This window comes from Nocardia thailandica NBRC 100428 (assembly GCF_000308795.1).
GTDB classification, from domain to species: Bacteria; Actinomycetota; Actinomycetes; order Mycobacteriales; family Mycobacteriaceae; genus Nocardia; species Nocardia thailandica.
Window position 1 is genome coordinate 1 of sequence record NZ_BAGK01000291.1, and the last position, 11,431, is coordinate 11,431.

Annotated in this window: 15 protein-coding genes; 7 read left to right on the top strand and 8 right to left on the bottom strand. The window is 68.9% G+C overall.

All coding sequences use genetic code 11. The features are described from left to right. From ON36_RS28710 to galE, 4 genes are all read left to right on the top strand, one after another. On the top strand, nt 1–527 hold a 527-nt coding region (locus ON36_RS28710; protein ID WP_043660245.1), incomplete at its 5' end, for a hypothetical protein. Between the two features lie 4 nt (nt 528–531). Then, the gene (locus ON36_RS28715) at nt 532–1,041 is read left to right on the top strand and encodes a P-loop nucleotide/nucleoside kinase family protein (protein WP_052314448.1); all 510 of its coding nucleotides are present in this window, start codon (nt 532–534) and stop codon (nt 1,039–1,041) included. Next, nucleotides 1,038–1,514, top strand: a complete 477-nt coding sequence (locus ON36_RS28720) for a GNAT family N-acetyltransferase (RefSeq protein WP_043660248.1) — start codon at nt 1,038–1,040, stop codon at nt 1,512–1,514. The genes ON36_RS28715 and ON36_RS28720 overlap by 4 nt, the downstream gene beginning before the upstream one ends. Nucleotides 1,515–1,697: 183 nt before the next feature. Next, nucleotides 1,698–2,672: a UDP-glucose 4-epimerase GalE gene (gene galE / locus ON36_RS28725; RefSeq protein WP_043660250.1), complete on the top strand. Its 975-nt coding sequence runs from the start codon at nt 1,698–1,700 to the stop codon at nt 2,670–2,672. Nucleotides 2,673–2,820: 148 nt separating this feature from the next. On the opposite strand, the gene ON36_RS33030 is transcribed toward galE, so the two are convergent. The 4 genes from ON36_RS33030 to ON36_RS28745 all read right to left on the bottom strand — a co-directional run bounded on the left by ON36_RS33030 (nt 2,821) and on the right by ON36_RS28745 (nt 5,190). Beyond that, nucleotides 2,821–3,057 carry a hypothetical protein gene (locus ON36_RS33030; protein WP_052314449.1) on the bottom strand — a complete coding sequence of 79 codons (237 nt, stop codon included), beginning with the start codon at nt 3,055–3,057 and terminating at the stop codon, nt 2,821–2,823. A 47-nt stretch (nt 3,058–3,104) separates the two neighbouring features. Next, nucleotides 3,105–3,485, bottom strand: a complete 381-nt coding sequence (locus ON36_RS28735; RefSeq protein ID WP_043660254.1) for a DUF4254 domain-containing protein — start codon at nt 3,483–3,485, stop codon at nt 3,105–3,107. Between the two features lie 831 nt (nt 3,486–4,316). After that, nucleotides 4,317–4,730, bottom strand: a complete 414-nt coding sequence (locus tag ON36_RS28740; RefSeq protein WP_052314450.1) for a hypothetical protein — start codon at nt 4,728–4,730, stop codon at nt 4,317–4,319. Further along, a complete protein-coding gene (locus tag ON36_RS28745; protein ID WP_043660257.1) occupies nt 4,720–5,190 on the bottom strand; it encodes a hypothetical protein in 471 nt (156 codons plus the stop codon). Before ON36_RS28745 ends, ON36_RS28740 begins: the two co-directional genes overlap by 11 nt. Before the next feature lie 190 nt (nt 5,191–5,380). Between ON36_RS28745 and ON36_RS28750 the strand changes: the two genes are divergently transcribed. The 3 genes from ON36_RS28750 (at nt 5,381) to ON36_RS28760 (ending at nt 8,239) form a co-directional block, all read left to right on the top strand. After that, nucleotides 5,381–6,694: a helix-turn-helix domain-containing protein gene (locus ON36_RS28750; RefSeq protein ID WP_043660259.1), complete on the top strand. Its 1,314-nt coding sequence runs from the start codon at nt 5,381–5,383 to the stop codon at nt 6,692–6,694. Next, nucleotides 6,691–7,605 carry a phosphotransferase gene (locus ON36_RS28755; protein WP_043660260.1) on the top strand — a complete coding sequence of 305 codons (915 nt, stop codon included), beginning with the start codon at nt 6,691–6,693 and terminating at the stop codon, nt 7,603–7,605. Before ON36_RS28750 ends, ON36_RS28755 begins: the two co-directional genes overlap by 4 nt. Before the next feature lie 388 nt (nt 7,606–7,993). Beyond that, a complete protein-coding gene (locus ON36_RS28760) occupies nt 7,994–8,239 on the top strand; it encodes a transposase (RefSeq protein WP_083885498.1) in 246 nt (81 codons plus the stop codon). 13 nt (nt 8,240–8,252) lie between these two features. On the opposite strand, the gene ON36_RS35955 is transcribed toward ON36_RS28760, so the two are convergent. The 4 genes from ON36_RS35955 to ON36_RS28775 all read right to left on the bottom strand — a co-directional run. Further along, entirely contained in the window at nt 8,253–8,609 is a 357-nt protein-coding gene (locus ON36_RS35955; protein ID WP_218001245.1) for a hypothetical protein, read from the bottom strand. Between the two features lie 482 nt (nt 8,610–9,091). Then, a complete protein-coding gene (locus ON36_RS28765) occupies nt 9,092–10,012 on the bottom strand; it encodes a hypothetical protein (RefSeq protein WP_052314451.1) in 921 nt (306 codons plus the stop codon). After that, entirely contained in the window at nt 10,000–10,953 is a 954-nt protein-coding gene (locus tag ON36_RS28770) for a hypothetical protein (protein ID WP_052314452.1), read from the bottom strand. Before ON36_RS28770 ends, ON36_RS28765 begins: the two co-directional genes overlap by 13 nt. A gap of 57 nt (nt 10,954–11,010) precedes the next feature. Continuing rightward, nucleotides 11,011–11,431: EndoU domain-containing protein (locus ON36_RS28775; RefSeq protein WP_169334746.1), on the bottom strand; the 421-nt coding region annotated here is incomplete at its 5' end.

Below are 11,431 nucleotides of genomic sequence, written 5' to 3' on the forward strand. Positions count from 1 at the left end.
ACACGCACCACAAGGTCGTGGGCGGGCTGATGCTGGACCGGATCACCACCTCAGGCGAACTCCCCACCCTCGACGAAGACGCCACACCCGCCGAACTGGACCGGATGTTCCCTCTCGGCGGTCACCTCACCCACCGCATCCTGCGGGGCGACCCGCGAAAGATCGTCGCCGCACGCCACGACGTCGCCCCGGCCCCCGGCCAGCACCGCGCCCCCGGACACCGCCCGCGCCCGGATCGGCTGGTGTGCGTGCACCACTTCAAGTGGCGCGCCGGAGTGCTCGATGACCTCGACCAGCGTATCACCCGCTACGGCAGCGGCGAATGGATCGAGCACACCCCGGCCGTGCGCCGCGAAGCCACGCGGCTACTGGCCCACACCGCCGCTCATGGCGGGCGCCTCGACCCCAACGATCCGCGCCCGGACTACCAGCCGGTGAGCCTGCGGAAAATGCCTGACCACTGGAGCGAACAGGCTCGTAGGATCGTCATCGAATGGCGGCCACCAGCAAGAACGACCGAGGAGTGAAACCGTGGACAAACCCCTGGCGGTGCTGCTGTGCGGCATCACCGGCTCCGGAAAGACCGTCCTGGCCACCGCACTCGCCGATCAGGGGCTGACCCGGCTCTCGGTCGACGAGGAAGTCCACCGCCGACACGGCCGCTACGGCATCGACTACCCCGAACGCGAGTACTTCCAGCGCGAAGCCCCCGTCGTCGATGACATCCGCAACCAGGTCATCGAGCACCTGCGCGCGGGCACCAGCGTCGTCCTCGACCACGGACTCTGGCTGCGCAAGGACCGCGACGTCTGGCGCGAAGTCATCGACAACGCCGGCGGCACACCACGACTGGTGTACCTGCCCGTGGACAAGCCCGAACTGCTTCGCCGGCTCGCCGAACGCAACCAGCGAGAGGACGCCAACGCCCTCACCGTGACCCCCGAAGCGCTCGACGACTTCTTCGCTCGCTTCGACCCACCCACCGACGACGAGAACGCCGTGATCTACACCGGCGGCGACCCTGCCGCCGTACTCCGGTGAGGATTGATCCGCTCACGAGGGAGCGGATCGGCGAGCTCATCGACCTGATGACCGATGGTGCCCCCTGGATCACCGCTCGCACCTGGTCGGACTACTGGGCGTACGCCACCCTGTTCTCCAGCACCTGCCCCACCGCCATCGCCGAGCACCGCCTCGTCGGCGCGGTGATCGCATTCCGCAGCCAAGACGACCCCACCGAGGTCTACATCCAGGACGTCATCACCCACCCCGGCCACCGGCACCGCGGTATCGCACGGGCACTGATCGAAGCGCTGTCCGCACAGGCCACCGCGTGGGGCTGCCGCCGGCTGTACCTCACATCAGAACCAGGCAACCAGGCCGCCCATGCCACCTGGACAGCGCTCGGATTCACCAACGTGGCAGGCGATCACACTGTCGGCGATGTCTCGGTGACCACGGATTTCAAGGGCCCCGGTCGAGACCGGGCGCTCTACCAACGCCTGACCAACTAGATCAGCAGCTGCCGCGGCGGCGAGGATGGCGGGCACCGAGCCCGACTCGCCGCGCAGCATCTCCCACAGGTCCCGCCGACATCACCGACTGGTTCGCCACCCGGCCCGGACAGCAGTTCCGCGACCCCAAGGGCTACATTCTGGCCACGGCCACCATCTGACCACCCCTGTGGAGGACAACCCATGAAGCTGCTCGTCACCGGCGGTGCCGGATATATCGGGTCCGTCGTGACCCACCAGCTCGTTGAGGCCAGCCACGAGGTCGAAGTACTCGATGACCTGTCAACAGGCTTCGCCGAGAACGTCCCCGACGGCGTCGTCCTGCACCGCGCATCGGTCCACGACAGCGCCGACATCCTCACTGCGGGAGCCGGATTCGACGGCGTTCTCCACTTCGCGGCGAAGATCGAAGTCGCCGAATCGGTGCGCGACCCCGAGAAGTACTGGCACCAGAACATCGAAGGGTCCTTGGCGTTGCTGCGCGCGATCCGCGCCGCCGGAGTTCCGCGGCTGATCTTCTCGAGTACCGGTTCGATGTACACCGGAGACGGCACCACCGCGTTCGATGAGAACGCGCCGGTCAGCCCCAAGAACCCGTACGCGGCCACCAAGCTCGCCATAGACCTGATGATCAGCGGCGAATGCGGCGCAGGCCCACTCGCGGCCGCGAGCCTGCGCTACTTCAACGCCAGCGGCGCAGTCCAGGCGGCCAACGGGCGCTGGCTCGGCGAACGGCACGACCCCGAAACCCACCTCATCCCGATCCTGCTGCAAGCCGCACTCGGACAACGGGATTCGTTCACCCTCTACGGCACCGACTACCCGACCGTCGATGGAACGTGTATCCGGGACTACATCCACGTCAGCGACCTCGCCAGCGCGCATCTGCTCGCGCTCGACGCCATCGAGCCGGGCCGCCACGAGATCATCAACCTGGGCAACGGGCACGGACACACCAACCGTCAGGTGCTCGACGCGGTACGAGAAGTAACCGGTCAGGACTTCCCCGTGCGGATCGGCGACCGCCGCCCGGGTGACCCCGCAATCTGCATCGCCTCCAGTGAGAAGGCACACCGAGTACTCGGCTGGAAACCGCAGCGGCCCGACCTGGCTGACATCGTCAGCGACGCATGGGCCTTCCATCGCACCGAGTCCTAGCAGATGGACCCGAACAGATCAGTCATGCGCGGACCCGGGCGAGGCCTGCGCCGTGTTGCGGCGACGACCGACCCGGGCGGCTCTACGGCGTGTTGGTGACTGCGATGTCGTGCCAGGCAGCGGGTGCGAGGCGGCGGTAAGGCGCCGGTCAGCGCTCCTGTTCCTGCCTGCGGCCGCCCGCGCCGGAGAATTTGTGCAGCGATTCCCAGAGCGGGCGGGGCATCAGCGCCAGCGCGACGCCCAGGTCGACCGGCGGGTCGAAGGGCAGTCCTCGGCCGTCGGACCAGCGGATCTCGTGGACACGCACGACCCGGCCGTCGATGTCGTATCGCGCGCTGGCGCCTTCGCACACAGCCGTCTGGATGGTGACGCTCGCTTCGGCCACCGGCCGCCTCCTTCGGAAGTCGTTGTGGTGCAGTGGATCTGAGGGGTTCAGGGATGTCGCCGGATCTGTCGCAGCCCGGTGAGCGGTAGGGGAGCGAGGTCGGTGCGGGTGGGGACGCGGCGAGTGCCGCGGGCCAGCTGGCGGGCGAGGGTGGTGTAGGCGCGGCCCAGCTGTTCGACCTGGGCCCTTGCCGTGACCAGCTCGGTGTCGGTGAGGGGGATCGGGTGACGCAGCAGCGTGCACCAGGCGGCCATCCGGTCGATGACTGCGCCGACGGTCTCGGTGTGCGACGGTAGCCTCGGGTCCGCGGGCGGCAGGACCGAGAGGGCGATGCTGTCGAGGATCTCGGTGGCTTGCTGGCGGTCGGCGGCGAAGTCGTCGTCGTGGCGGTACTGGCCCTGGTGGTAGGCGTGATGCACGCCGGCCACGTCGGCGGGCCGCCGTTGTCGTGGATCGGTGCGCCGGTGCACAGTGAGATGAGCGTGACGGTGTCGGGCAGCGGCGCGGCGAGGGCGGTCGTTGCGGGGCCGTTGATGAGCTGGAGCATCGTGGTGGTCTTTCGTGGTGGAGAGGGTTCGGTAGCCGGATGGTGGTGTCGGGGGAAGGACGAGGGGCGTCTTCCCCCGACACCGGTCTCTTCCGGCGCGCCGGAGGAGGTGTGCGTGCGCGGCTCGGCAGAACGTGCGCGCGGTGAGGTAGTGCAGGCGCAGGTGGGAACCCGTCGTGGACCAGGTATCGGCAGCTGGTCGGGGTCAGTGCCTGGGGCGGCGCACCGTCGGTAGCTGGCGTCAGCCGCTGGAGATGTCCTCGCGCAGCGGGGCGTAGGCGCCCAGCAGCTCGAACAGCTCGACTGCTTCGGGCAGGTCGTCGGTGCCGTCACGGTGTGCGTCGACCTCGACCACAGCAGGGTGATGCGCGAGAGGACCGCGCCGACGGATTCGGTGTGTATCGGGGCATCGGTCGAGGGCTCGGCGTAGGCGTCGAGGCGGCGCGCGATTTCCTCGTCGATCTCGAACACCGTGTACTCGACGCTGGCTGCCAGCTGCGCTATCGACTCCGAGGCCACGCGCACTGCCTGCTCCGGCAGGCCGGCGGTGGTCAGGTCGATCGCCGCGGCGCGGTAGGCGCGGTGCAGGGCGCACAGTGCCTGCAGGTCGGTAATAAGTTCGGGGCGGCGGTGGGGGATGAGCGCGTCGGGGGTGGCGAGGGCTTCGAGCGCGGTCTTGGGCTCGGCAGGATGGGACGGATATCGGAGCGGGTCATCGAGCCTCGATCGAGTAGGGGATGGCGAGGTGCTGCACGAGGGCGGGCCACTGGTCTGCCAGCGTGGCCAGCGCGGTCCACGCCGCGTGCACGGCGTCGCTGGAGGGGTCGGTGGTGGCCAGCAGCTGCCGGGCCTGCGCGCCGGCGCGGGCCATCTCGTCGATGAGGGCGCCCGCGGGGATGCCCGGGGTGCCCAGGTCGGCGGCCACCCACATATCGATCGCGTCGATCACCGCCCGTCGGCGCACGTCGGCGACCGCGCGGCGACGGCGCGGCCACCGCTTGCTGTGCAGCTTGGCCAGCACCCGCGCCAGCCCGGTGATCGGATGGTCGGGACCGCGGCCGCCGAGCAGCACGCCGCTGAGCTCGTGCCAGTGCGGCAGCCGACGCTCCCCGGCCTCAGCGTGCATGGCTCGGCTCCGTCACCCGCCGGATCGCCTCGACGACCACCGAGGCGGCGGGCCGGAATTCGTCACCCGGCGGGTCGGCGACCCAATAGCGGAATCCGTCGCGAGGCGAGCTCGGCAGGGCGATCTCCGCACCGTCGCGCACCACGCTGGCATCCAGCCGGAAGAGCCGGGCGAATAACGCGAGGTGATCGTGCTCGCTGGCGGGCAGATCCGCCCGGACCAGGAAGGTCCACCGCCCCGAGCGGTGATGACCGACAGTCGCGCCGACCGCGAATTGCCTGGCCCGCAGATCCCGCACCACCGCCTCACCCAACGCGCTAGGCACGGTGATCCCGAGAATGGCTCCCGTCTGCACCACGACCATGTCCGAGCGGCCTTCCACCGACCGCACCACCGCGGGCAATCCGCACGTCATCCGGTAGTACCGGCAGCTCTGCTGCGCCGCGTTCGCCATTTCCATCGCAGCCCCCTACATCGGTCGGATTCGGCAGTGACGCAGCGGAATCACCGTTTCGCGTAATTCGGATCCGGGTAACTTTCCGGCCCGTCACTACGAATCAGTCTGCGCGGCGGCCTAGGCTGGACGAAGAGCTTCGATTCGGACAGAAATCTGTCCGAATCGGTCACCGAATAGCCAAGGGGGCGAAGCGATGTCACGGCAACCGCGCGAGCTGACCGTCGAAACACCGCACCAGGTGTTCGGCGCCGAGCTGCGCCACTGGCGCCTCCTGCGCGGCCTATCTCAGAATGGGCTCGGCGAGCTGACCTCCGACAGCGGTGCGCTCATCGGCAAGATCGAGAAAGCCACCCGCGTCTGCCATCTCGAGCTCGCGCAGCGCCTCGATGCCGCACTCGACACCGGCGGCGCCCTCACCCGCATGTGGCAGCGCATGGAACAGGCCGCCGCCACCGCCGACACCGACACCAGCGCCGCCGCCGAGGCCGTGCTGCCCGGCAACCGGTGGGCCGCGCTGCCCCTGCCCGAGCTGCTGCGCGAATGGAGCAGCGGCGAAACCCCGGCGACAGGGCAGGCCGGAACGAATCGGCGCCGCATCGGCCAAGCCGACATCGCGATCATGTGGTCGATGTGTGACACCCTCACCGCCGCAGACCGCCACCTCGGCGGCGGCTACGCCCGCGACGCCCTCACCGAGTTCCTCACCAGCACCGTCGCGCCCGCACTGCGCGGCAGCTACGACACCACGATCGCCGCCGAGCTCCACACCGTCAGCGCGCGCCTGGCCGACCTGGCCGGATTCATGTCCTTCGACACCGCCCGCCAATCCTCGGCAACCGCGTGGTTCCGGACCGCGCTCGCGCTGGCCAAGGCCGCTGGCAACCTTGCCCTGGGGGCGCATATCCTCGCCGACATGGCCATGCAGGCGCACCACGTCGGCCGCCGCGCCGACGCGCTCACCCTCGCCGAGACCGCCGTCGGCACCGCCCGGCAGTCCGGCTCACCCTCGACCATCGCCCGCAGCAGCGCACTGCTCGCGCGCGCCCACGCACTGGCCGGAGACCGCGCCGCATCCGCACGCGCCCTGGCCGCCGCCGAGCAGCAGCTAGACCGGGCCCACCCCGCCGACGAACCGGCGTGGATCAGGTTCTTCACCGACGAACAGCTCGCCGCCGAAACCATGTACGTGGCCGCTGATCACCGCGACGCCCGCGGCGTGCAACACCACGCGCCGCTCGTACTCGGCGCCGCCAGCGAGATGGACCGCCGCCGCGTCCTCGCCGCCTCCACCCTGGCCAGCTCCCACGTCGCCGACCCCGCCACCGCCGACATCGACCACGCCGCCCAGATCCTCATCGACGCGCTGCCCGCAGCCAGCACGGTCGTCAGCAGCCGCGGTCTCGACGCGATCAACACCGTGCGCCGCCAGCTCGCACCCCACGCCCAGCACCCGTGCGTGCAGCAGGTCGAGCGCGCCTTCGCCGAGGCCATGGTCCCGATCCGATGACCACCATCACCACTGACCTCGACACCACCCTCCACACCGCCTGCGCCCTCCGCGACCTCTCCCCGGCCCGGGCGCGGCTCATCCACCACTCCAGCAACGCCGTCTACGTCCTGCCCGACCACGGCGCCGTCGCACGGATCTCGACCGGCGCCGCCGACCTCGACCGCGCACTGCGCACCCGCACCCTCACCAGCGAACTCGCCCGCAACGGATTCGGCGCGACCGAACCCCTGCCCGACGCCCACCCGGTCGTCGTCGACGACCACGACATCAGCTTCTGGACCTACTACCCACAACCCCCCGGGCCCGCGCCGACCTCACGCGAGCTCGGCGCGCTGCTGCGCCAGCTGCACACCGCCGCGCCACCCGAGCATGTGCAGCTCCCGCGCTGGGTACCGCTCGAGTCCCTGCACATCGCGCTGACCGACCCCCGCTCCGCCACCCAACACCTGACAACCGCCGACAGACAGCGACTGCTCGACCTGGTCGACGAAGTCCGCGACCAGATCGCCACCATCGACTGGCCACTCGGAGAAGGACTCATCCACGGTGACGCATGGGCCGGGAACCTGCTCTGGCGCGACACCACCGCCGGGCACGAACCGATCCTGGGAGACTGGGACTGGACCAGCATCGGCCCCCTCGAAGTCGACCTGATCCCGACCTGGCACGCCGCCATCCGATTCGGCCGCGACCAGGGATGGGTCGACGCCTTCGTCGCCGAGTACGGCTATGATCTGGGGACTTTCGACCGCGGATTCCAGGCACTGCGCCGGATGCGCGACCTGGTACAGATCAGCGGCCCCCTCCGCCGCGCCGACGCATCACCCGAGCACGCGGCACGCCTGCGCCAGCGCGTGAAAGCCATCCTCAGCGGGGATGAAAACGGGCAATGGAGCCAGTACACCTGACCAGCCCCGCGCCCGAAAGTACCCGGCCGGTGCCCACGAAAGGCGCGACTGCGTTCCGCCTGCGTCCGAAGGACTACATCGAAATGGCCCACCCAGGAGTAGAGCCAGGTGATTTCGTTCCGTGTCTAGTTGGTCCCGCAAGCCATCGGATGGTGGGTGTGGGCGCAGGCCGCAGCGTACTCGGTCGGGGTCCGGTAGCCCAGCGCCGAGTGCCGGTGCCGGAGATTGTGATCGGCCCTTGAAGTCGCCGATCACCACGCGAGCTTCGAGCAGACTGGTCCAGTGGTTCTGGTTCAACTCTTCGCGCCATAGCCGGTGAACGGGACTGGTGCAGGGATAGGTGCCACCTGATGTGGCTTGCCTACGGGCAGGCTGGAAGGATGTCGCTGTGCCCAAGCCCTACCCCCGTGAGTTCCGCGACGACGTCGTGCGCGTCGCTCGCAACCGTGACGCCGGGGTGACGCTGGAGCAGATCGCCGCCGATTTCGGGATCCACCCGATGACGCTGTCGAAATGGATGCGTCAAACCGACGTCGACGACGGTGTGAAGCCAGGAAGGACCTCGAGCGACCCGGCTGAGCTTCGTGAAGCCAAACGCCGAATCCGGTTGCTGGAGCAAGAGAACGAGGGCTGAAGAAGGCCGCCGCCTATTTCGCGCCGGCGAATCTGCCGGGAAAACGATCTACCCGCTCGTCCGCGAGCTGGCCGAAGACGGGATCCCCGTCGCGGTGACGTGCCGGGTGCTGGGGTTGGCCCGACAGCCCTACTATCGGTGGCTCGATGAGCCCGTCACGGCCGCTGACCTGGACGAAGCGTATCGAGCGAACGCCCTGTTCGACGCGCATCGCGACGACCCGGAATTCGGGTATCGGTTCCTGGCCGACGAGGCCCGTGCCGTGGGCAGCGATCAATGCGTCGATTCGCGTTTCGCGCCACCGCGGTTCCAGGCCGGTGCCGTCAGGATTCGGGAGTTCTTCGGTCCAGCCTCCGTAGTCGGTATCCACCACCCGATACCCCCGCTGCTCCAACGCGATCAGCGTCGTCGACTTTCCTCGTGCCGGACATGCCCGTCACCAAGATCACCGCCACCCCCTGATCGTATGCGGATGGATCGAGCCGGCCCCGGCCGCAGGTCACCGCGACGGCCGGGGAGCTGGACGATCGGCGGACCCAGATCGAGAAGCGGCAGAGCGCCGCGACGCCGAGCTGCGTGCACAGGACGAGCAGTCGAGCTCCGAGGCAGGCCGAGGTGGTGGTGTAGGTGACGATCGGTGCGCCGCCCGCATGGTCGCCTTGCCGAGCAAGGCCAGTACCCGGACCATGCTGTGGGATCGGACTCCGTGACTCTCGACCATCGTTGCTGTTCCCTTCCACTGGGACCCCGCCGGAGCGGGGTCGTCCTACCCGGTAGAGATAAGCAACCGCGTGGCGCAGTTCGGGGTTGCGCCATTGCTGCGCCAGAGCACATCGCCCAGTGCGCGGATCGCTACCACTCCCAGCGGAAACCGAGGACGCAGTGCTGGGCGAAGGGGACGAACCGATGTGCGGAGCCGTCGACGATGTCGAGGCGATCCTCACGGACCGGTGCTCCTTCGAGGTGATCCGGCCAGGCGCAGAACCAGATCGCGGGCGGATGGCGCCTGCGGGGAAACTGGATCGCGAAGTCGAGGTTCTCCGCCCGGGCGCGCACGGCCCGCCGCACCTCGCGCGGGTAGTGGGTGCGTGGCGCGAAATGCGTCTTGTACTCGAGGGTGATCCGCTGTCCGGTCAGCAGTGCACGGCCGAAGGAGATCTCGTCACTGGACAGACCGAAGCCGTAGTCGTGGTGGTTGCCCAGCGCCCCGCCGTGCAGGACCTGGATCCGGTCGGCGTAGGGCTCGTGGTTGAACAGATAGGAATCGACGTCGTCCTCGAGCGCCTGGATGACCTGGAGGGTGTGCCGCAATTTGTAGGACCCGTCGACGGCGAAGGAGTACCGCTCGAAGAGAGTCATTGTGCGATGCCACTGCCGTCGGGTCATCGGGCGCTGGACAGGGACGGTGTCGCAGATGCTGTGCACGGCTTCCGGGTCGTCGCCGGAGAACACCGACCACAGCCGGCGGGTGTGGTCCTCGCTCATGTCGAACGCGGCGATGAACCATTCCAGGGTCTGGCCCGTGAGATGGATCCCGGTGAGCGCGCGCCGGATGCGATCGCGAAGCCTCCGGGGAAGTTCGATGTCGGTGTCGGGGTGTTCACCTGCGCTCCACAGGTGCTCGGCGACGACCCGGGCCACCGCGGCGGGTGCGGGGCCATGGGAGCGGAACCGCGTGCCCGCGGTCGCCCACCGCCGCCGGTAGGCCGGAGTCTCGCTCAGGATCCTCGTCAGCAGCTCGCCGGTGGGCGCCGCCGTGCTCAGAGCGCCCACCCGATCCCGTAGCTCAACGACGGACGCAGGGCGGTGAACCCGGTCCTGGCGATGCCGTCGGGATCCGGCTCGATCGGGACACCGCTGGGCTCATTGTCGTGCAGGGCTACCGGCGGCGAGCCGCCGATCCGCCAGATTGCGCGCGGCCGGGTCGCGACGCCGAAACGGATTCGCACATCGAAGGAGTGGCACGGGCGCCAAGGGGTGATCACGCAGTAGGTGCCCAGCAACTCCCGTCGGTACAGCTCCACCACGGTGGTGAGGTCGTGGCTGTCTCCGGCGGCCAGGGGGCGGGCCAGGCGGACTCGGAACTGGATGTGGGAGCGGGAGACCTGATCACGCCCGACCACCTCACCACCGTGGACGACCCTGGCAAGGAGGGTTTCGCGGTGATCGCTGGTCGGTGCGCTGTAGGGGATGACGATCTCGTCGAGGAACGGGGTGTCCGCCACGATCCGTCGTTCCTCGACGAGACACGGTGGATCTGACACCAGATCCAAGAAGGCCGTCAATCGTTCTGTGTACCAGTCTGATTCGCTCACCGATCGGCTGCTCGCCAGGGACTGTGCCAGCAGCCGGAGCGAGCGCTCGATCCGGCGCAGCGCCGTGCGGGGGTCGCGATCCATCCGCGTGGCCAGTGCACTCACCCTGTGGGTGAGAAACACGTGCGGCGCGTCGTCGGCCTCCAGTGCCAGCGCAGCTACGGCCGCGTCCCGCAACGGTCCGGGCAGGGCCGCGCACTGCTCGCGCAGGGTCCGCACGAGTTTGCGGCGGGTGTCGCCCGCGGAATCCGATTCGGTCACGCCGCAGCGCGTCCGCAGCAGCGGGCCCACCCGTTCGGCCACATCGGGTGCGTGCAGGCCGTGGCCGCGCTTGAGTAGCTTCAGCTCGGCGAAAACGGATTCGACATGGTCGCTTTCGTCGCGGGTGCCGGGCTCCACCGGCCGATTGTAACAACGGCCGGAACGGTCATGCGGTCTGCTGAGTGACCGAAAACCTCAGTTCTCGTGGGGGATATGCAGCGTGGTCGTGTCCTCCCACTCCGGAAAGGCGGTCACGATCCGTCCCTCCGGAGTGCAATAGCCCTGGATTGTGATCCCCGACGGGGCGACGCCGGTCCAGCGGGCGTTGCCGTTGGTGCCAGGTGCTTCGATCGTCGCGTTGTCGAAGGCGGCCGCGATATCGGTCAGCACTTCGAGCGGGCTCAGATCGGGATCGAAGGTGGTGTGGCGTAAGCCGTTCTCTGGGTCGATGTGTTTGCGGGCGATGCCGTTCGGGGTGCGCACCTCGAGGTAGACCGCACGGGTTCTGTTGTCCGCCTTGGTGAAGGTGATCACCCGCTCGACGTCGAGGTCGGAGGAGGGCAGGTGATGCATGCCGCCGAGTCGCGCGACCGGACCCTGCCCCTTGGTCTCACCG